The 20,754-nt window shown below is 64.3% G+C and carries 14 protein-coding genes; 4 read left to right on the forward strand and 10 right to left on the reverse strand.

Going from position 1 to position 20,754, the window contains the following annotated elements; all coding sequences use genetic code 11:
- Window positions 1-8: 8 nt before the first annotated feature.
- The 3 genes from pgm to UP10_RS22555 form a co-directional block, all read right to left on the reverse strand.
- A complete protein-coding gene (pgm, locus tag UP10_RS22545; protein ID WP_044589455.1) occupies window positions 9-1,649 on the reverse strand; it encodes a phosphoglucomutase (alpha-D-glucose-1,6-bisphosphate-dependent) in 1,641 nt (546 codons plus the stop codon).
- 138 nt (window positions 1,650-1,787) lie between these two features.
- Complete coding sequence (locus tag UP10_RS22550) at window positions 1,788-3,440, reverse strand: acetolactate synthase large subunit (protein ID WP_044589456.1); 1,653 nt, start codon at window positions 3,438-3,440, stop codon at window positions 1,788-1,790.
- 78 nt (window positions 3,441-3,518) lie between these two features.
- A complete protein-coding gene (locus UP10_RS22555; RefSeq protein ID WP_044589457.1) occupies window positions 3,519-6,185 on the reverse strand; it encodes a M1 family metallopeptidase in 2,667 nt (888 codons plus the stop codon).
- Between the two features lie 206 nt (window positions 6,186-6,391).
- Here UP10_RS22555 and UP10_RS22560 point away from each other — a divergent pair, with 206 nt between their 5' ends.
- Window positions 6,392-7,393, forward strand: coding sequence for a glycoside hydrolase family 16 protein (locus tag UP10_RS22560; RefSeq protein ID WP_044589458.1), 1,002 nt, complete (start codon window positions 6,392-6,394; stop codon window positions 7,391-7,393).
- Window positions 7,383-8,837 (forward strand): GH1 family beta-glucosidase, encoded by a 1,455-nt coding sequence (locus UP10_RS22565; protein ID WP_044589459.1) that lies wholly within the window; start codon window positions 7,383-7,385, stop codon window positions 8,835-8,837. The genes UP10_RS22560 and UP10_RS22565 overlap by 11 nt, the downstream gene beginning before the upstream one ends.
- Before the next feature lie 12 nt (window positions 8,838-8,849).
- Here the strand turns inward: UP10_RS22565 and UP10_RS22570 are convergent, their stop codons facing one another.
- Window positions 8,850-9,917: a maleylacetate reductase gene (locus UP10_RS22570; protein WP_044589460.1), complete on the reverse strand. Its 1,068-nt coding sequence runs from the start codon at window positions 9,915-9,917 to the stop codon at window positions 8,850-8,852.
- Between the two features lie 20 nt (window positions 9,918-9,937).
- The gene (locus tag UP10_RS22575; protein WP_044589461.1) at window positions 9,938-10,915 is read right to left on the reverse strand and encodes a helix-turn-helix domain-containing protein; all 978 of its coding nucleotides are present in this window, start codon (window positions 10,913-10,915) and stop codon (window positions 9,938-9,940) included.
- 145 nt (window positions 10,916-11,060) lie between these two features.
- Between UP10_RS22575 and UP10_RS22580 the strand changes: the two genes are divergently transcribed.
- On the forward strand, window positions 11,061-11,786 hold the full coding sequence (locus UP10_RS22580; RefSeq protein ID WP_044589462.1) for an alpha/beta hydrolase: 726 nt from the start codon (window positions 11,061-11,063) through the stop codon (window positions 11,784-11,786).
- A gap of 15 nt (window positions 11,787-11,801) precedes the next feature.
- Here the strand turns inward: UP10_RS22580 and UP10_RS22585 are convergent, their stop codons facing one another.
- Both UP10_RS22585 and UP10_RS22590 read right to left on the reverse strand, forming a co-directional pair.
- On the reverse strand, window positions 11,802-13,295 hold the full coding sequence (locus UP10_RS22585) for a flavin-containing monooxygenase (RefSeq protein WP_044589463.1): 1,494 nt from the start codon (window positions 13,293-13,295) through the stop codon (window positions 11,802-11,804).
- Between the two features lie 122 nt (window positions 13,296-13,417).
- Window positions 13,418-13,867, reverse strand: coding sequence for a cupin domain-containing protein (locus tag UP10_RS22590; RefSeq protein WP_044589464.1), 450 nt, complete (start codon window positions 13,865-13,867; stop codon window positions 13,418-13,420).
- Between the two features lie 263 nt (window positions 13,868-14,130).
- Here UP10_RS22590 and UP10_RS22595 point away from each other — a divergent pair, with 263 nt between their 5' ends.
- The gene (locus tag UP10_RS22595) at window positions 14,131-15,144 is read left to right on the forward strand and encodes an AraC family transcriptional regulator (RefSeq protein WP_044589465.1); all 1,014 of its coding nucleotides are present in this window, start codon (window positions 14,131-14,133) and stop codon (window positions 15,142-15,144) included.
- Window positions 15,145-15,195: 51 nt separating this feature from the next.
- Here UP10_RS22595 and UP10_RS22600 read toward each other — a convergent pair whose 3' ends face one another.
- From UP10_RS22600 to UP10_RS22610, 3 genes are all read right to left on the reverse strand, one after another.
- Window positions 15,196-15,951, reverse strand: coding sequence for an enoyl-CoA hydratase-related protein (locus UP10_RS22600; protein ID WP_044539069.1), 756 nt, complete (start codon window positions 15,949-15,951; stop codon window positions 15,196-15,198).
- Window positions 15,952-16,123: 172 nt separating this feature from the next.
- Complete coding sequence (locus UP10_RS22605; RefSeq protein WP_082077221.1) at window positions 16,124-17,449, reverse strand: TolC family outer membrane protein; 1,326 nt, start codon at window positions 17,447-17,449, stop codon at window positions 16,124-16,126.
- A gap of 112 nt (window positions 17,450-17,561) precedes the next feature.
- Window positions 17,562-20,720 (reverse strand): efflux RND transporter permease subunit, encoded by a 3,159-nt coding sequence (locus tag UP10_RS22610; protein WP_044589466.1) that lies wholly within the window; start codon window positions 20,718-20,720, stop codon window positions 17,562-17,564.
- Window positions 20,721-20,754 lie beyond the last annotated feature (34 nt).

A 20,754-nucleotide genomic window follows, 5' to 3' on the forward strand; every position in this document is an offset into this window, starting at 1 on the left:
CCTCGCCTTCAGAACACCTTGGCGATCGCGGCCTGCGCATCGCCCTGGATCTGCTTCAGATGATCCGGTCCGCGAAAACTTTCGGCGTAGATCTTGTAGACATCCTCGGTGCCGGACGGACGCGCCGCGAACCAGCCGGACTCGCTCTCCACCTTGATGCCGCCGAACGGTTGATCGTTGCCCGGCGCCTTGGTCCTGACTGCGCGCACGGGATCGCCGGCAAGCTGCGTCATGCTGAGCTGCTCCGGGCCAAGCGCTTTCAGCGCGCTCTTTTGTTTTGATGTCGCCGCGACGTCGATGCGTTCGTAGTAGGGCACGCCGAGTTCGGCCGTCAGGTCTGCGAACAATTCGCTCGGATCGCGGCCGGTTTTTGCGATGATCTCCGCCGCCAGCAGACCGAGGATGATGCCGTCCTTGTCGGTGGTCCAGGCCGAGCCGTCTTGCTTCAGGAACGAAGCGCCCGCGCTCTCCTCGCCGGCAAAACCGAAGCCGCCGCTGCCGAGCCCCTCGACGAACCATTTGAAGCCAACCGGCGTCTCCACCAGCTTGCGGCCCAGCTTCTTGGCGACGCGGTCGATGATCGAGCTGCTCACAATCGTTTTGCCGATCGCTGCGTCCTTGCTCCATTGCGGCCGGTGCGCGAACAGATAGGCGATCGCGGTCGCGAGGAAATGGTTCGGGTTCATCAGCCCGTTCGAGCGGGTCACGATGCCGTGGCGGTCGGCGTCGGTGTCGTTGGCAAAGGCGACGTCGAAGCGGTCGCGCATCCCGATCAGGCTCGCCATCGCATAAGGCGACGAGCAGTCCATCCGGATCTTGCCGTCCCAGTCCGCGGTCATGAAACGGAAAGTCGGATCGACGGCGTTATTGACGACCGTCGCATTGATCCCGTAGCGGGCGATGATCGGTTGCCAGTAATGCACCGCGGCGCCACCGAGCGGATCAATGCCGATCCTGACGCCGGCGGATTTGATCAACGCGAGATCGACGGTATTGCCGAGATCAGCGACGTAAGGTGTGACGTAGTCGTGCAGATGCGTCGTCGCCGCCTTGCGCGCACGATCATACGGCATCCGGGCGACGCCCTTGAGACCGGCTTCGATGTAGCGGTTGGCATTCTTCTCGACCACCCCGGTCACGTCGGTGTCAGCGGGCCCGCCATGCGGCGGATTGTATTTGTAGCCGCCGTCCTCGGGCGGATTGTGCGACGGTGTGATGACGACGCCATCCGCAAGCCCGGTGCTGCGCCCCTTATTATAGCTCAAGATCGCGTGCGAGATGACGGGCGTCGGCGTGTAGCCAGCCTGCGCGTCGATCATGATCTCGACGCCGTTCGCGGCAAACACTTCCACCGCGCTCACCAGCGCCGGCTCGGCAAGCGCGTGGGTGTCGATGCCGATGAATAGCGGCCCGGTCAGCCCGGCCTCGCGGCGATAGTCGCAGATCGCCTGCGTGGTGGCGAGGATGTGGTCTTCGTTGAAGGAATTCTTCAACGACGTGCCGCGATGGCCGGAGGTACCGAACGCGACGCGCTGGGCGGGATCAGTAGCGTCGGGCTTGCCGGCGAAATACGTCGTGACCAGCCGTGGCACATTGGTGAGCGAGGCGGGATCGACGGGTTTGCCGGCGGCGGGATTTGGTGTCGTCACGTGACCTCCCAGAACAGATATCGCCGACCATTGGTACGAACGAGCAATGCCATCGGGTGCTACCATGATGGCTTGGTCCCAATCAAGCCGACCGCATTTCGTTCCTTATTTCGTTCCTTGGCCCGCCGCAGCAAAGCGCTACGACACGTCGATCTGCTTCACCTTCTCGCGGAGCTCGTCGACCAGCACCCGCTTGTTCTCGGTATAGTCGATGGGAACCACGACGAGATGCACGCCACCTCCTGCGAAGGCGCGCTCCAGGGTCGGGACGATCGCCTCCGTGCTCTCGATCCGCGAGCCCTTGGCGCCGTAGCTCTCGGCGTATTTGACGAAATCCGGGTTGCCGAAGGTAAGCCCGAAGTCCGGGAAATGATCGACGGCCTGCTTCCAGCGGATCATGCCGTAGGCGGAATCCTCCAGGATCAGGATCACGAGGTTGAGCTTGAGTCTGACCGCAGTTTCCAGCTCCTGCGAATTCATCATGAAGCCACCGTCGCCGCAGACCGCGAGCACCCGGTTCTTCGGATAGAGCATCGCCGCCATCATCGCCGACGGCAGGCCGGCGCCCATGGTCGCAAGCGCATTGTCGAGCAGCAGCGAGTTCGCCAGCAGCGTGCGGTAGTTGCGCGCGAACCAAATCTTGTACATGCCGTTGTCGAGCGCGACGATGCCGTCCTCGGGAATGACCTGCCGCACGTCGTGCACGATGCGCTGTGGCGTCGGCGGCCAGCGGCCCTCGGTGGCGCGATCGCCGATCTTCGACAAAATACCTTCGCGCAGACTGACGAGCGCGCTGGCGTGCGGGAGCTTTCCCTCGACCCTGTCAGCCAGCAGCTCGAGGCTCGGGCCGACGTCGCCGATGACCTCACATTGCGGAAAGTAGACCTGCTCGACATTCGCCGCCGTGTAGCCGACATGGACAACCTGCGGCCCCTTCGGACCCATGATGAAGGGCGGTTTCTCGATCGTGTCGTGACCGATCGCTATGATGAGGTCGGCGCGGTCGATCGCCTCGTGCACATAATCGCGCTCGCTCAGCGCGGCGGTGCCCATGTACAGATTGGTGCCGCCGGACACCGTGCCCTTGCCCATCTGTGTCGTGAAGAACGGAATCCTTGTCCGCCGCACGAAGTCGCCGATGCCGGCCGTGCTGCGCGGACGCGACGCCGCGGCGCCGAGCATGATCAACGGGCGCTGTGCCCTCAGGATCATGTCGGCGGCGCGGTCGAGCGCCGCCGCGTGTGCCACCGGGATCTCGATCGGATGCAGCGGGATCATCGCCAACGGCTCCGCCTCCTCGCGCGCGATATCCTCGGGAAGTTCGAGCAGCACCGGGCCAGGCCGCTCCTGCGTCGCGATCCGGAAGGCGTCGCGGACCAGCGTCGGAATGGTTGCGGCACTGACGATCTGCACCGACAGCTTGGTCAGCGGACGGAAGGTCGAGATGATATCGACGATCTGGAATTTGGCCTGCCGGCTGCTCAGAATGCCCTTCTGGCCGGTGATCATCACCATCGGCATCGCGCCGAGCAGCGCGTAGGCAGCGCCGGTCGTCAGGTTCAGCGCGCCGGGTCCGAGCGTGGTCAGGCAGACGCCGGGTTTTCCGGTCAGGCGGCCATAGGTCGCGGCCATGAAGGCCGCAGGCTGTTCGTGGCGAGTGACGATCAGCTTGATCGAGGATTTGCGCAGGCTCTCGACGACGTCGAGATTCTCCTCGCCGGGAACACCGAACACACGCTCCACACCCTCGTTCTCGAGAGCAGCGACCAGCAGATCAGAGCCTTTAACCATCTTAGCCTCGCAGGTGTGATTGCATGCTGCCGGCCGAGCATAGCCGTATCGCACGCCGTCGGGGAGTCCTTCGGGACATCAGGGCTTGTGCGCCCCGATCCAGGTAGCGACCAGGGGCAGCACGCGCGCCTGGAGATCGCCCGAGATCGCGATCGCTTCCAGCGCCCTTGCCACCGTCAGCCGCCCGCCGCTGGTCGATTGCGACGGGGCAAAGGCGGCAAGCTCGGCGGCGTGGGCCGGATCGGTGAAATTGGTCATGAAGTTGGGGACGAACTGGTCGCGGAAGTTCGGCCCCTGCTTCGCCAGCAGCGCATCAAAGTTTGTCTGGACGAAATCCCAGGCGAGTTGCGGCTGCTCGCCTGCGGATGCAACCGTGCCGATCATGCCGAGGACAATGGTATCAGGCAACTCGCTGGTCAGCGTCAACGCCAGCGTCGCCCGCGCCAGTTCAGCATCGCGGGCGCTGGCGGCGGCGAGATAATAGCGCAGCCGCTCATTGGTGACCGTGCTCTTGCGCGCGAGCGCCAGCAGCGTGTCGTAGGTCGTCCGGTCGGCGGTAACCCCGACGATGTGGGTGACAGCGTCGCGCAACGCGTTCGGCAGCGAGTTGGGATCCACGAGGAAGGCGGCGAACCGCCGCTTGGCCTCGGCGATAACAGCCTCGTCGCCGAGATTGCCAAGCGTCGAGATCAGGCTTGCGCGCAGCAGCGCGGTATCGTCGTCGGCTGAGCCTCCGCCGTCCCATCCGAGCCGGTCGAACACCGGACGCAGCTTCGCGCGCGCATGGACCTGGATCGCTGGCCGCTCGGCCTGATCGCGAGACAGGCGGTTGAGCGCGGCAAACGATGAGATCACCTGGTCCCATATGGCGCGGTGGTCACCCGCATCGAGCGCGTCGAGCAGCGCGAGATAGGACGACGGCTCGGCGCTGCCGGCCTGCACCAGCGCCCAGCTGTCGGTGACGATGTTGAGCCGGTCGTCGACCGGCATTTGCGCGAGCGCGTTCAGCAGCGCCGCGCGGTTCTTTGGACCGTACTCGACCCGGTAATAGCCGATGTCGCCGAGATTGACCTTGATCGCGTCGCCGCACGCGCCGGCCGGGATGTCGGCGTTGCCCTGCAGCAGGATTTCCGCAAAGGGCTTGCCCCGCGCCGGCCCGACCGCCACCGGGATTTGCCAGCTGTGTGCCGGCAACGGCGCCGCGTTCGCCGGCACAATCGCGAACCGATCCTGCCGCAAGGTCAAGCGTTGCGAGGTTCCGTTACACTCGGTCTCGGCTACCACCAGCGGCACGCCATCCTGCTCGGTGAAGGATGCGGCCACGCCCGTGATGCTCTTGCCGGCGGTGCTTTCGAGCGCCTGCCAGAGATCGGCGGTGGTTGAGTTACTGTAGGCATGCGCGGCCATATATTTGCGGATGCCGTCGCGGAACGGCTGCTCGCCGAGATAAGTCTCCAGCATGCGGATCAGCGCCTGACCCTTGTTATAGGTGATGGCGTCAAACGCCGTGACCGCCTCGCTGTGATCGGCGATCTTCTGCTGGATCGGATGCGAGGTGCGGCGCGCGTCGAGCGCCATGGCAAACTGCTTGGCGCCATAGCCGTTCAGCCAGTTCTGCCATTGCGGGTAGAATTGCTCGGATGCCTTGGTCGACATCCAGCTGGCAAAACCTTCGTTGAGCCAGAGATTGTCCCACCACGCCATGGTGACGAGGTCACCGAACCACATATGCGCCATCTCATGCGCGATGATGCCGAAGATGCCGCGCCGCGCGGTCTCCGCATTGGTCGCGGGATCGAACAGCAGCCGGCTCTCGAAGAAGGTGATGCCGCCCCAATTCTCCATCGCCCCGCCGAACCCGCCGGGCACCGCGATCAAGTCGAGCTTCGGCAGCGGATATTTCACACCGAAATAGTCGTTGTAGTAACCGAGCAGCTTCACCGCGCTGTCGAGCGCAAACCGGCCCTGCTCGCTCTTGCCTTCCGTTGTGACGATGCCGACCGTCACGCCATCGGCATCCGCCGTGACGCGTTCAAGCTCCCCCACGGTAAGCACAAAGAGATAGCTCGACATTTTTGGTGTCGGCGCGAAGGCGACCTTCTTGAGATTGTCGGCAACCGGCTGCTCGTTTGCGACCGGCATATTGCCGACCGCCATAAGGCTCTTCGGGATCACGACGGTCAGCGCAAAGCTCGCCTTGAACGCCGGCTCGTCCCAGCACGGAAAGATCCGCCGGGCATCGGCTGGCTCCAGCTTGCTCGAGATCAACCGCTTCGTGCCGGCCTTGGTCGGATAGTCGACCGCGAACAGGCCGGAGCCGAACTTGTTGATCTGCGCCGTGAAGACGATGCGGAGCTTGTGCCGACCGGCCGCGAGCGGCTGGGCGAAGGTCAGCGTCGCGGTCTGCGCGGCGGCATCGGTCGCGACCGCCGCATGCTGGACGCCGTCATCGACGGTGACGTCGCCAAAAATCGTGTTGACCACGTTCAGCGTCACCTGCGTGACAGGCTCACGCACCTCGACCTCGACGGTTTCGACGCCGGGCAAGGCGAGGCTCGTGAAATCCGGCGTCAGCTCGATCGCATAGCTCACCGGGATGACGGTCTTCGGCAGCTTTCCGGGCGTGCTGTCGAAGGCGAACGTCTGTTCAGCCGGCGCGCCTGCAACCATCGACAGCAGCACGGCGGCCGCCATGGCAAGACGACACAGAAGCGCCTTTCGGAGGTGGTTTACAGGCTTGTTCATACCGCGCGACTCAAATGACACTTCGAGGGATTCAAGTTCATCCCCGAAACGAATGATGCAAACGGCAATCTAGGGGAGAAAACATCGCGATGAAACTGACAACCGCGCGATCCCGCCTTCATTGCTTGTTGCCCGAAAGCGGGATGAGAGGCTAACGTGGAATAGCCTATGTTTGCTGACGTCCTGACACCGTTGATGACCGGCGAATGACAAAGAGATTTCTGATCACGATCGGCCTTGTTGCGGCGTTCGCGCCGGCCTTTGCCGTGGGTGATCCGGACGGCGCCCCGCTTGAATTGACCCTGCCTGTGACCACCGATCCCTCGACGATCCAGTGCCGCCAGATCAGGGCGCAGGGCGCAACATCGCTGTCCTTCCTGCCCCTGCACCGGACCTTCAACGACGATTTCGACCAGCATCCGCTGGCGAGCGGACGATGGGTGCCGCATTATGCCGGCGGTGCTGCGTGGCCCGAGGCGCGTTACTGGGGCGGCGACGGCTCCGATTTCAAGCGCAAGACCAGCGCCAATGGCGAGCAGCAGATCTATGTCGATCCGCGCTACGCCGGACGCGGCACGGCGCCGCTCGGCCTCGATCCGTTCCGTGTCGAGAACGGGGTACTCTCCATCACCGCCAGGCGCACGCCACCCGATCTGAAGGCCGTGCTGTTCAACAACGAATACACCTCGGGCATCCTGACCACTCAGGGCACTTTCGCGCAGAAGTACGGCTATTTCGAAATCCGCGCCAAAATCCCGATCGGCACCGGCGTGTGGCCGGCGTTCTGGCTGCTTGCCGACGACGGCGGCTGGCCGCCGGAAATCGACGCAGTGGAAGGGCGCGGACAGCGGCCCGGCGACCTCGTGATGACGACGCATTGGCGCATCCCTGCGACCGGCAAGATCGAGCACTGCGGCTTCGATTTCACGGTCCCCGGCGCCGAGGCCGACTTTCACAACTATGGTGTGTTGTGGGAGCCGGACCGCCTGATCTACTTCATCGACCGCAAACCGGTATCCGATATCAGCGTTCCCGTCGGCTTCGATGATCCCGTGTACATGATCGTCAATCTCGCGATGGGGTCAAAATTCTTCACCGGCGTTGGCTTCGTCGACGGCGAGTCCCCCGTGACGGTCAATTTCGAGATCGACCGCATCTCCGCCTACCAGATCGACGTGACCTTCGCGGGAGCCAGCGATGTCCGATAGATTTTCGCGCCGCCAGTTCGCCGGGCTCGCGGGCCTCTCCGCCCTCGGCCTGTCGGCGCCGGCGCAGGCGGCGGAGAGCGCGGCGCAGCCGGACGGCGCGAGCTTTCCCTCCGGCTTCCTCTGGGGCACCGCGACGTCGTCTTACCAGATCGAGGGCGCGGTCGACGAGGATGGCCGTGGCCGGTCGATCTGGGACACCTTCACCCATACGCCGGGCAAGATCGAGGACGGCAGCACCGGGGATCGCGCCAACGATCACTATCATCGCTACAAGGAGGACGTCGGCCTCATCAAGGATCTCGGTACCAAGGCCTATCGCTTCTCGATCGCCTGGCCGCGGGTGTTTCCCGACGGCACCGGCACGCCGAACCCGAAGGGCCTCGACTTCTACAATCGTCTGATCGACGAACTCTTGGCGAACGGCATCGAGCCCTACGCCACGCTCTATCACTGGGACCTGCCGCAGGCGCTGCAGGATCGCGTCGGTGGCTGGCGATCCAGCGATACGTCGAAGGCGTTCGGCGATTACGCCGGCTATGTGGCGGAGCGGCTCACCGATCGCGTGAAGAACATCTTCACCATGAACGAGGTCGGGCGCTTCCTCCCGTTCGGCTATGGTATGGGCATCGACGCACCCGGCTTGACGCTCCCACCAGCTGAGGTGAACCAGGCGCGCCACCATGTCGCGCTCGGGCATGGCCTTGCGGTGCAGGCAATTCGCGCCAAGGCCCGCGCCGGCACTCGGGTCGGCCCGGCCGAGAACATCACCACCTGCGTGCCCGCGATCAACACGCCGGAGAACATCCGCGCCACCGAGATTGCGACGCGCGAATTCAATTCCGGCTTCCTCGGCGTCGTCCTCGACGGCAAATACACCGACGGCTTCCTCGCCTATGCCGGTGCGGATGCACCGAAATTCACGGCCGAAGAACTCAAGATCATCTCGGAGCCCAATGATTTCGTCGGATTGAACATCTACGCTCCGCAGCTCTACATCGTCGCGAGCGACCACAAGCCAGGCTGGAAGCCGCTGCCGATGCCCGCCTCGTTCCCGCACATGAATTCGGACTGGCTGCGGATCGCGCCGGAAGTGATCTACTGGGCGCCGCGGATCGCCGCGAAAATCTGGAACCTGAAGAGCATCTATATCAGCGAGAACGGAACCTCGAGTGAAGACAAGGTCCAGCCCGACGGACAGATCTACGATCTCGACCGCATCATGTACCTGCGCAATTATCTCACCCAGCTGCAGCGCGCCACCGCCGAGGGCGTCCCGGTCCACGGCTATTTCCTGTGGAGCCTGATGGACAATTTCGAATGGATTTATGGCTATGAGAAGCGCTTCGGCCTGTACCGGGTCGACTATGAGACCCAGGCGCGGGTGCCGAAGCTGAGCGCAGCATTCTATCGCGATGTGATCGCGCGCAACGCGATCGGAGCGTGACCCGCGAGTGCGCTATCCAGCCTGCGGCCGCGCTCCGGACCATGCCCGAACCAGCAGATCGCGAATCTCGGCCTGTTCGATCGGCCGCGGATTCCAGTAGGGGTTCCTGGTCGCAAGCGTTGCGGCCTTGTCGATACCGTCTTCGGGCATGCCGATCTCGGCGAGCGAGCGCGGCGCGCCCAGCTTCGCCGACAATTCGAACAGCCCGTCAGCCGCATCCGACGCACCAAGCGCCCTTGCGGCGCGGCCGATCGCATCACGCGCGGCCGGCGTATTGTAGGCGATGGTGTGAGGCAGCAGCACCGCATGGGTTTCGGCATGCGGCAGGTCGAACAGCGCGCCAACCGTGTGGCAGAGCTTGTGATGCAGCGCCATGCCGACGGTGCCGAGGCAGACGCCGCATAGCCACGCGCCGTAGAGCGCATCCGAACGGGCTTCGGGATCGCGCGGCCGCGCTACGACCTCCGGCAACGCCGACGCGAGCTTTGCAATGGCCTCTTCCGCCATCAGCGCGGTGATCGGATTGCCGTCCCGCGCATACAGCGCCTCAGCGGCGTGCGCGATCGCGTTGAGGCCGGAGATCGCGGAGAATTTTGCCGGCATCGAAAGGGTCAGGTTGACGTCGTAGATCACGGTCTCGGGCAATATCTTCGGCGATGACTGCGTGGTCTTGACGCCATCGACGGTTTCGCCGAGCACCGGCGTCATTTCGGAGCCGGCATAGCTGGTCGGCAGGATCAGTTGCGGCAGATCGGTGCGGAGCGCGATCGCCTTGCTCAGGCCCGTCGCCGCACCGGCGCCAATCGCGACCACGCCATCAGGCTTGAGCTCGCGGACTGTCTCCATCGCGCGCTCGGTCACTGCAACCGGCGTATGCACTACCGCGTCGTCGAACAGGCCGGCCAAGCGGCCGCCGGTCAACGACGCGAGATCGCCGAGCTCGGCCTGTTGCCGCCGGCTCGCCAGCACCAGTGCACGCGTGATGCCGAGACGCGCGAGTTCGTCCGGCAGGCTCGCGATCGTACCGACCCCAAACACGACGCGCATCGGGCTGACTTGATAGACGAAAGGCTGCGGCATGATGAGTCCTGAACCGTCGATCAACCGCGGCGCCAGTCGCGCGGTGTGCAGCCGAAGCGTTGCTTGAACCGCCGCGCAAAATGCGAGAGATCGGCAAAGCCCCAGTCGAAGGCGATGTCGCCGACCGCGCGTCCAAACATTGTCGGCTCCTTCAAGTCGCGCGCGGCGCCGTCGAGGCGACGATCCATTACGTAACTGGCAAACGTCGTTCCCGCCCGCTCGAACAGCTTGTGCACATAGCGCTCGCTGATGCCCACGGACAAGGCAACGGTCGTAGCGGTCAGGCCGGGCTCACGCAGCCTGGAGTCGACCGCGCGGCGCAGCGCAATCCAGGTCGCCTCCACAAGGCTCATCGGCTCTGCGCCCCGCCGTCCGCCGCGCGACAACGCCAGCGCCACGAGATCGAGCAGCACGCCGAACAGCCGCACGTTCTCCTCTTCCGGAGCGCTGGGTGCAGCCGAGTTGAGCGCTTGCGCCGTCTCCACGATGAGATGACCGATGAGCGGATCGTCGGACACCCGCGCCGGCTTGAACGCGAACGACGGCGGCAGGCGATTCCGCAGCAGCTCGGTCGGCACCCAGAAGGACGCGACGTGCAGCGACGGCCCGTGACTGTGGCGCAGCGCGAACAGCCGTTCACTGTCGAATATGCCGACCTGTCCCGGCGACAGGTCGACGCCCCGCCCGTCCTGTTCGATCAGACAGCGGCCGGCAAGCTTCAGATTGAGGTAGTAGCAGCTGCTGCTCGAGGCCGCGATATCGCTCGGTGAGCGATGCACGAGGTGACCTGGAAATTTGACGCGATTGATGGCTCCCGCACCCAGCCCGATCCGTTCGATCCGGGCGGGAAAGCTGGATTTGTCGGTCGGCTCCGGCGTCAACTTCATGAACGCCTGGCAGATCGCTTCCCGGTAGTAGGCGAACTGTTCGGCTGGCCTGACATCCTTGGTATTCCAGGCGAGGCTTCGCGGGCGATCCGGGGGAGCAATTTGTTGCATCAGTTCACTCCGAGGCTAGTCCAGTGCGGCCTCAGCCAAGCGCGGTCGGCCCGATAACCGCAATATCCGACAAACAGCTGCATGAACGCCGCGCCACACGAGGAAGCGATCGTCGATCTAATCAAACCCGTCGGAGAAGCACAATATGTCGACCTATGTTCTCGTCCATGGCGCCTGGCATACCGGGGCCGAGCTGGAGCCGGTTGCGGCGATCATCCGCAAGGCAGGCCACGTCGTCCACACGCCGACGATCAGGGGCAATCGGCCCGGGGACAAGAAGGATACCGGCCTTGCCGGGGCGATCCAGTCCATCGTGGACTATCTGGCCGAGCACGACCTGAAGGATATCGTGCTGGTCGGCCACAGCTATGGTGGCATGGTCATCACCGGCGTTGCCGACCTCGCCGGCAATCGCATCCGCCGGCTGGTCTACTGGAATGCGTTCGTGCCCGACAATGGCGAGTGCCTCAACGACATGGTGCCGCCGACCTATGTCGGCCTGTTCGACGCAATCCACGCCGAACGCGGTGACGGCTCAGTGGTGCTGCCGTTCCCGATCTGGCGCGAGGCCTTCATCAACGATGCCGACCTCGAGACCGCGCAGCGTGCCTACGACGTGCTCAACCCGCATCCGCTGAAGACCTTCCAGGACAAGATCTCGCTCAAGACCAACCCGGCCGAGATGCCAATCGCGAAGTCCTACGTCAACTGCACCGAGGACACGGCGATGCCGCACGGCCTGCCCTGGCATCCGCGGCTGTCGCAGAAGCTCGGCCTATTCCGCCTGGTCCAGGTGCCGGGCAGCCACGAGCTTTGCTTCTCGAATCCACAACGCCTCGCCCAGGCCTTCCTCGACGCCGGCCGCGACTGACGAGCGGCGGTGGCGCTATGCCACCGCCTTGTAATCAGGCGCGGTCGCGAGGAAGCGGGCATATGCGTCCGCGTCGGGCGGCGTGAACTTTTCGACGAGCGGGCTGCGGCGGCGCGCCGTGGTGCCGATGTCGGCCAGCAATTCGTCGAAGTGCTTGAAGTGGTAGGGCGCGACGCACAGCCCGCCATAGACGCCCGCCGCCGGGCGCTCGACACGCTTGAAGTGCAGCATCATCGCGATGTTGTCGTTCATCTCGGCCGTATCAGGCTGGTGAGCGAGTTGGCCGTCCGCGTAACGCACCAGCCAGTTCGCGGCGAGATCGGCGCACAGCACCGTGCAGAAGCTCGAATTGAAGCCGACGAAGCCCATATCGGGCAGATCCGGATTGGCGATCAGGCGATACAGCCGATATTGCCCGTCGGGCTCAACCAGCTTCGCCCGAAAAGCATCTGATAGAAACGGGACGCCGAGCTTGTAGCCGATCGCGAGCACCGCGATGTCGGCGGCGATCCGTTGGCCACCGCTCGTGACGATGGTGTTGCCGTCATAGTGATCGAACGTGCCGCGCACCGCCTTGATCCGGCCATCGGCGACCATTGGATAGAAGCCGGGGGTCGCAATCGGCACCGAGCAGTTGACGCCGTCCTCGATCCTCTCCTTCGGCACCATGTCGCACTGCTTCAGCTTGAGCTGCAGCTTCAGCATGCTCTCCAGCCCGCGCCAGTTCGCCCACACGAACGGTTTTGCAATCGCGTGCGCGAGCCGCGACATCGGCCCGATGCCCCAGCTCCGGAACATCTCCTCCTGGGCGCGGATGTACAGGATGCGCTTGAAGTTGACGAGGCCGCCGATGAAATAGGGAATCCGCCAGACCGGCTCGCGGTAGACGATGGTGACCTCGCTGGCGCCGGAATTGACTGCGTTCACCGCGATGTCGGTCGCCGATTTCGAGCCGCCGAGCACGACCAGCTTCCGCCCCTTGGCGAGATCAGGATCGCCATATTGCGACGAATGCAGGATCTGGCCGCCCCGCGCCTTGAAGCCGTCCTCGCCCGCCAACAGCAGCGTCTGCGGCTCGTTGAACTGTCCGGTGCAGACGGCGACGAAATCGAAATCTTCGTGGCTGGTGGCGCCGTCCGCGTTGCGCAGCACGAGCGTCCAGCCTGGCTTGCCATCGGCGCGACGGTTCATGGCCTCCACCTTGATGTTGAAGCGGATCGCACGGTCGAGCCCGTGATCGCGGGCGTAATCGCGCAGATAGGCATGGACCTGCGGACCCTTCGGCCATTCCGGATAGGAATCCGGCATCGCCTTGTCAGCGTAGCGATAGAGCTCTTTCGGGCTCTGGGTCTGGACGTCGGGATAGGCGCGCGCCGGCTCCCAGACCCCGCCGAGATCGCCGCTGCGCTCGATGATCGTGACCTTGTGGCCGCGCGTGGCAAAAGCCTTTCCGGCCGCGAGCCCCGATACGCCGGCGCCGATGACGCACACATGCTTCTGTTTGACCATGAAACCGCTCCGCGATTAGTGAACTGGTCCATTCCCTTAAGCGCACGAATCCCCGTCGTCGCCGGAGGGTTGCTCCGGCGAATTCCATGTCGCGTGCGCGGTTCTGGTTCTGCCGCCCGAGCCTAGTCGTTGGCTTCCGGCGGCAGGAAGTCCACCTCGTGCTCGGCGGAAATACGCACGACTTCGGCGGGGTCCTGCAGATTGTGCAGCTTCTCGAACAGCGCTTCGAGCTTCTGCATCGGCGAGACCCAGAACAGCGCCCGCGCCGGCTTGTCCGACTTGTTGAAATAGCCGTGCGGGATGCCGCGCGGCAGGCGCACGAGGTCGCCGGCCTTGGCCTGCACCCAGACCCCGTCGAGCTTGAGGTCGAGCACGCCCTCCTGCACCAGGATGAACTCCTCCTGGGTCGGATGGATGTGCACCGGCACGAACTGACCGGGATCGCTGTTGGTCTCGAACGCGAAGGTCGAGTCGGTCACCGCCTTCGGATAATAGACCTGGCCCAGGATATTCCAGGTCTTGCCGCCGTAGCCGGTGCCGTTTTGCGTGATGCCTTTTTCAAGCTTGCCCATGTCAGCCTCTCCAGATTGGATGCGCATTGCGGAGCCCAAACCTGTCGCCAGCTGTCGGGGCTGTCTAGCCGATAAACGAATCCGCAAGCCGGATACGACCATGCTGCGATGCGAAAGCGCGCGGCCAGCCCGGCGTGCCCAAAGCCGGTGCTCCCTTCTGCGCGCCGATCGGGCAGTTTGCGCAACGAAACCGCGTTCCCCTTTTTAGAAAGATGCATTAGGCTGCCGATGCTTTAGACCTCAAACAACTCCGGACGGCCGGCGTGATTGCGACGAGCAGCGAGGTTTCGACGAGGGCAAGGCTGGCGGATTTCGCGCGAGTCTCCACGACGCGCGTCGACGACGCGGCCGAGGCGATCGGACGCATCTTCTGCCCGCACCACCTGACGCCGGTCGAGCGGTCGGAGCGGGATTTCTTCGCCCTTCACAACTGCGCCGACTTCGACGGCTTCTCCGTCAACTACGTTGCCTATGGCGGCTCGGTGTCGATCAACCCCGGCTGCCTCGATCGCTTCTTCCTGCTGCAAATGCCGTTGCACGGCTCCGCTTCGGTGAAAACCGCAGCGCGCGAGGTAACGGCCGGACCGCAACACATCGCATCGCTGCTGTCACCGACCATGCCGACTGAGATGACATGGCGCGACGATTGCGCGCAACTCATCGTGCTGCTCGACCGCAAGCTGGTGGAGCATCGCGCAGCGGCGCTTGGCGGCTCGGCAGTGCGGCCGGTCGAATTCGATCCGGCCCTCGATCTGACACGTCCGGCCGGGCAAACACTCGCCGCGGGAATCGAACATCTCGTCACGCTTGCCGAACAGGTCGGGCCACAGAAGAAGCTGCCCGCGATCGCAGCGGCCGATTGGCGCGAGGCATTCCTCAGCACGCTGCTCAACGGCCAGCATCACAGCCTGAGCGCCGCCATCGATGTGTTCAACGGACGCGGCGAAACCCAACCGGCGGCGCTGAAGCGGGCGCGGGCCTATCTGGAAACGCGCGCAACCGAGCCGCTTGATCTCGCCGAGCTCGCCGAACTCGCGGGCACCGGCATCCGCGCGCTGCAGATCGGCTTCCGCCGCCATTTCGGGACCACGATTTCCGAGATGCTGCTGGACATCCGTCTCGCCGAGCTCAACGCGCGTCTCAAGACGGCGCGGCCGGGCGAGCGGATCGTCGATATCGCCTTCGACCTCGGCTTTACCCATCTCAGTCGCATGGCCAGCGCTTATCGCGCCAAGTTCGGCGAGAGCCCGAGGGCGACCCTGCGGTGGCTGAGCTGACAGGTTGCGGTTCGGGAGTTGCCCCAGCCGCAAACCTGGCGACGACGTCCCTCACCTCTTCTTGCGTGCGAAGAACCCCTGGAACGCAGCGACCGCCTCTGGAGAGCGCATCCGTTCGCCGAAATTGCGGTCCTCCTCGCCGATCCGACGGACCAGATCCTCGGTCGGCGGCTTGAGCAGCTTTCGGGAGATCGCGACGGCCTCCGCCGGCAACGCGCAGATATCGCGCGCGACCTTCTGCGCCTCGACGACCGCATGTCCGGGCGGAACGACCAGGTTGACGAAGCCGGCCTCGTGGCCGTCGGCGGCGCTCATCGCGCGCCCGAGCACCAGCATCGCGAACGCCCGCTGGTGACCGACCATGCGAGGAACCAGCAGGCTTGTCGCGCCTTCCGGAACCAGGCCATATTGGATGAACGGCGACGAGAACGTCGCCGTGGTGCTGGCGACGACATAGTCGCAATGGAACACCATCGTGGTCCCGATGCCGATCGCGATGCCATCGACGGCCGCGATGATCGGCTTGGTGTTGTTGACGAGCGACTGCAGGAAGATCACCGAGTTGCGCGGCCGGGTCACCTCGTATGTCGCGGCCTGCAGGTAGTCGCCGATGTCGTTGCCCGCCGAGAATACGCCGGAGCGCCCGGTCAGGATCAGGCAGCGGATCGCGGGATCGCGTTGCGCGGAATCGATCGCATCGCTCATCGCGAGATACATGTCCTGGGTCAGCGTATTCTTCTTCTCCGGACGCCGCATCGTGATGATGCGCACCGCCTCCTGGTCGCTGACGATGATATGCTCGCTCATGGTTCAGCCGAGCTCCCTTGCGACATCATATGTTCTGGCCGGCGCGGTTTTGACCGGCCTTAGTTCTACGAGAACGCCGAGGCGACCAACAGTACCATAAGTGCCGCCATGATGGTGAAGAGCCTGAGAGCAGCCAGTTGATCCATCACGCAATCTCCTTTCAGGGTGACTCCTATTGGCCGGATGGCGTGCGGACGCCATGCCAGGCATCGCGCACCTGGTGATAATGAACCTCGGGCAGGTAATCCGGCGTGTTGAGGTTGAGCGTGCGCACGTCGAGCCGCCCGACCGCGCTGAGCAAGGTGTAGGACGCGATGACGCGGTCGCGCTGCGCGAGAATTTGTCGCGAGCGGGCGTTGGTCAGGTCCTGCTGCGCGTTGAGCACGTCGATTGTGGTGCGCTGACCGCCCTGCGCCTCGCGCCGGACACCTTGCAGCGCGACCTCGGCCGCGCGCGTCTCCGACTCTGCCGCCGAGAGCGCCACCTTGGTGCCCTCATTGGATACCCACGCGCTGACCGCGGCGGTCCGCGACTGGTTGCGAACCTGCTCAAGCACCATGCGGCTCTGCGAGGCCAATTCCTTGGCCTGCCGTGTTTGCGACGCGGCCGTGCCGCCGTCATAGATCGGCACATTGATCTCCCCGAGCACGGAGGCCTGGTCGGTGCCGGACGTGCTGAGCGTCGGGTCTGACTGCACCGACCGGCTCGCGCCGGCCTGAACCGCAACGGTCGGCAACAGGGCGCTCTCGGCCACCTTGATCGTGGTCTGGGCAACGTCGATATCGTAGCCCGCTCCGAGGACCGCCGGATGTTCGTGATTGGCGGTCTCGATCGCCGCCGCCATCGATGTCGGCGAGAGCCGGTCGACCGGCGCGGCCGCTGCGAGCCGGGACGGGGCCTCGCCGATCACCTGGGCATAGGTTGCCTTGCTGATGGCGAGCGTCACATCAGCGGCGTTGAGATCGGCGAGGCCGCGGTTCAATCTTGCTTCCGCTTGCGCGGTGTCGGTCGGCGTGACGTCGCCGGCGGCGAGCCGCCGCGCGGTCGTGGCCTGGATCTCGCGGAGCACCGCGACATTGGTGCGCTGCGCCTCGAGCAGCGCCTGATTGGCCATCACGTTCATGTACGCTGTGACCGCGTCCAGCAACACGCCTTGCCCGGTGTTGCGTAATGCCTCACGTCCGGACAGCACCTGGAATTCGGCGACGCGAACGCTGTTCGCGGTCTTGAAACCGTTGAACAGGACCTGAGTGACGGTGACGCCGATGGTCCAGGACTTCAGCGTGGCGCTCTGGATGGTATTGTCGGGCAGCGTGTTGCGCACGGCCTGCAGCCCGGCACTGAGGCTGGCCACGATCTGCGGCCGATATCCGGCCAGCGCGATCGGCACGTTTTCGTCAGCACCGCGCTGGCGTGCACGGTCGGCATTGAGCTGCGGATTGGCCTGGTAGGCGAGCACCAGGGCTTCCGTCAGCGTCTCCGCTGCGGCCGGCGTCATCTGCGCGAGCGTCGCTGCGAGGCAGAGCGGCAACCACCCCAGCGAGCCGCGCCTCGTGCCCTCCTTTGAAACCGCCCTACTCACAACCGACCTCGATCATCAGCGTCGCCTGTCATTCCGCCGGCGCCAACTGGCCGGCGGCGGCGAGACCTTGCCGGGTACGCCGCGAGAACATCGAAATCAGCGCCGGCAGGGTCACCAGGATCACGATCGGCGCCAGCGTCATGCCGGCCACCACAACGATCGCCAGCGGCTTCTGCACCTGGGAGCCGATGCCGGACGACACCGCCGCGGGCAGAAGCCCGATGCCCGCAACCACGCAGGTCATCAGCACCGGGCGAAGCTGCAGTTCACCGGTGCGCAGGATTGCGGCACCGCGTTCCATGCCCTCGTCGATCAACTGGTTGTATTGCGAGAGGATGATGATGCCGTCCATCACCGAAATGCCGAACAGCGCGATGAACCCGATCGCTGCAGAAACGCTGAAGGGAATTCCGGTCAGCAGCAATCCGAGGATGCCGCCAAGCACCGCCATCGGGATCACGCTCATCGTGAGCGCGGTGTCGATCACGGAACCGAAATTGAACCAGATCAGCATCGCGATCAACGCCAGGCTGATCGGGACGACGATCGACAGCCGTTTGATCGCGTCCTGCAGATTGCCGAACTCGCCGACCCATTCGACGCGCGATCCCGGCGGCAACTGCACCTGCGCTGCGACCTTGTCCTGCGCCTCCTGAATCGCGCTGCCGAGATCGCGCTCACGCACCGAGAACTTGATCGGCAGATAGCGCTCCTGCTGCTCGCGATAGATATACGCCGCGCCCGACACCAGCTTGACGGTCGCGACCTCGCTGAGCGGCACCTGCGTGATGCCGTTCGGCCCTTGCGCACCGATCCGCAGGTTCTGGATCGCCTCCGCACTGCGGCGGAACTGCGGGGCAAGACGGATGATGATCGGAAAATGGCGGTCGCTACCGGGCTCGTAGAGGTCACCGGCGCTGTCGCCGCCGATTGCGGTCTTGATCGTGGTGTTGATGTCGCCGGGCGAGAGCCCGTAGCGCGCCGCCCGCGCCCGATCGATGTCGATCTGCACCGTGGGCTGGCCGAGCGAGGTGAACACCGCCAGATCGGTGACGCCCTGCACGGTCGACAGCACCGACTTGATCTTGTTGGCGGTATCCGTCAGCGCCTGCAAGTCGTTGCCATAGAGCTTGATCGAGTTCTCACCCTTGACGCCGGACACTGCCTCCGAGACGTTGTCCTGGAGGTATTGCGAGAAGTTGAATTCGACGCCGGGAAACTGTTCCTGCAAATCGGCGAGCAGTTTTGCCGTCAGTTCGTCCTTGCTTTCGCCGTCCGGCCATTCCTTCGCCGGCTTCAGCGGCGCAAAGAATTCCGCGTTGAAGAAGCCCGCGGCGTCGGTGCCGTCGTCGGGACGGCCGTGCTGCGATACGACCGATTCCACTTCAGGACGGCGCGCTATCAGCTTGCGCATGTCGTTGACATAGGTGTTGCCCGCCTGCAGCGAAATCGTCGGCGGCAAGGTCGCGCGGATCCAGAGATTGCCCTCCTCGAGCTTGGGCAGGAACTCGAGGCCGAGCAGCCGCACTGCAACAGCGGTGATCAGGACCAGCGCCACGCCACCCATCAGCACGATCCGGCGATGCGCCAGCGAGCTCGCCAGCACCGGCATATAGAGCCGATGCAGCAGACGCATCAGGAAGGTCTCGGTCTCCTCGACATGCGCCGGCAGGATGATGGCACTGAGCGCAGGCGTCACGGTGAAGGTCGCGAGCAGGCCGCCGGCCAACGCGTAGGCATAGGTCCGCGCCATCGGACCGAAGATGTTGCCTTCGACGCCGCTCAGCGTGAACAGCGGCAGGAATGCCGCGATGATGATCGCCGCGGCAAAGAAGATCGACCGCGACACATCGGCGGCAGCCGTCAGGACCGCGTGATGCTTCATGTCAGCTGCCGTGCTGGCGGAGATCGTGGCCTGCTCGTGCTCGGAGAGATGCACCGTGTGCGACAACCGCCGGAAGATCGCTTCGACCATGATGACGGTGGCATCGACGATCAGGCCGAAATCGATCGCGCCGACCGACAGCAGGTTGGCGGATTCGCCGCGCAGCACCAGAATGCCGACTGCAAAAAACAGCGCGAACGGTATCGTCGCGCCCACGATGAAGGCGCTGCGGAGATCACCGAGGAACACCCACTGCAGAAAGACGATCAGCGTGATGCCGACCACCATGTTCTCGAGCACGGTATGGGTCGTGGTCTCGATCAGGTCCTTGCGATCATAAATGCGTTCGATCCGGACGCCCGGCGGCAGGATCGAGGAACTATTGATCGAACTGACCAGTTGCTCGACCCGGGAGATCGTCGGTGAACTCTGTTCGCCGCGCCGCATCAGCACGATGCCCTGAACGATGTCGTCGGCCTCGTCCTGGCCGGCAATCCCGAGCCGCGGCTGCTCGCCGACGCTAACGGTCGCGACGTCCTTGACCAGAACGGGCGTGCCGCCGCTTGCAGCAACCATGGTGTTGGCGAGCCCATCGATCGATCGGATCAGGCCGACACCCCGCACCACCGCGGACTGCGGACCGATATCGATGGTATTGCCGCCGACGTTGACGTTCGCATTGCTCACGGCCTGGAGAAGCTGCGGCAAGGTCATGCCGTTGGCCACGAGCTTGTTGAAGTCGACCTGGAGCTCGTAGGTCTTGGTCTTGCCGCCCCAGCCGGTGACGTCGATCACCCCGGGCACGGTGCGGAAGCGTCGCTGCAGCACCCAGTCCTGCAGCGTCTTGAGATCAAGCACCGAATAGTTCGGCGGGCCGACCAGGCGATAGCGATAGATCTCGCCGATCGGGCTGAGCGGCGAGATCTGCGGCTGCGCATTGTTGAGCAGCGGCGGTAGCTGCGACAATCGGTTCAGCACCTGCTGTTGCGCCTGGTCGTAGGTATAATCGAACGAGAATTGCAGCTTCACGTCCGACAGGCCGTAAAGCGAAATGGTTCGGATCACCTTCAGGTTCTTGATGCCCGCGACCTGCGTCTCCAGGGGAATCGTGATGTAACGCTCGATTTCCTCGGCCGACAGGCCGGGGCTCTGGGTCACGATATCGACCATCGGCGGCGTGGGGTCGGGATAGGCCTCGATGTTCAATTGCTGGAACGCGACGAGACCACCGATGAGGACGGCCGCAAACAGCCCCACCATCAGGAACCGACGATTGACTGCGAGAGCGACGAGGCGGTCCATGCGATCCGATCTTTGCGCGTGATGGCGGCTAAAG

This window comes from Bradyrhizobium sp. LTSPM299 (assembly GCF_000938235.1).
In the GTDB taxonomy this organism is placed as follows: Bacteria; Pseudomonadota; Alphaproteobacteria; order Rhizobiales; family Xanthobacteraceae; genus Bradyrhizobium.

Coding starts and splice junctions, on each gene's coding strand:
- UP10_RS22550 (WP_044589456.1), bottom strand. CDS start 3,440: ATGGTTAAAGGCTCTGATCTGCTGGTCGCTGCTCTCGAGAACGAGGGT.
- UP10_RS22590 (WP_044589464.1), bottom strand. CDS start 13,867: ATGGGCAAGCTTGAAAAAGGCATCACGCAAAACGGCACCGGCTACGGC.
- UP10_RS22570 (WP_044589460.1), bottom strand. CDS start 9,917: ATGCCGCAGCCTTTCGTCTATCAAGTCAGCCCGATGCGCGTCGTGTTT.
- UP10_RS22575 (WP_044589461.1), bottom strand. CDS start 10,915: ATGCAACAAATTGCTCCCCCGGATCGCCCGCGAAGCCTCGCCTGGAAT.
- UP10_RS22585 (WP_044589463.1), bottom strand. CDS start 13,295: ATGGTCAAACAGAAGCATGTGTGCGTCATCGGCGCCGGCGTATCGGGG.
- UP10_RS22610 (WP_044589466.1), bottom strand. CDS start 20,720: ATGGACCGCCTCGTCGCTCTCGCAGTCAATCGTCGGTTCCTGATGGTG.
- UP10_RS22605 (WP_082077221.1), bottom strand. CDS start 17,449: ATGACGCCGGCCGCAGCGGAGACGCTGACGGAAGCCCTGGTGCTCGCC.
- UP10_RS22565 (WP_044589459.1), top strand. CDS start 7,383: ATGTCCGATAGATTTTCGCGCCGCCAGTTCGCCGGGCTCGCGGGCCTC.
- UP10_RS22600 (WP_044539069.1), bottom strand. CDS start 15,951: ATGAGCGAGCATATCATCGTCAGCGACCAGGAGGCGGTGCGCATCATC.
- UP10_RS22560 (WP_044589458.1), top strand. CDS start 6,392: ATGACAAAGAGATTTCTGATCACGATCGGCCTTGTTGCGGCGTTCGCG.
- UP10_RS22555 (WP_044589457.1), bottom strand. CDS start 6,185: ATGAACAAGCCTGTAAACCACCTCCGAAAGGCGCTTCTGTGTCGTCTT.
- UP10_RS22580 (WP_044589462.1), top strand. CDS start 11,061: ATGTCGACCTATGTTCTCGTCCATGGCGCCTGGCATACCGGGGCCGAG.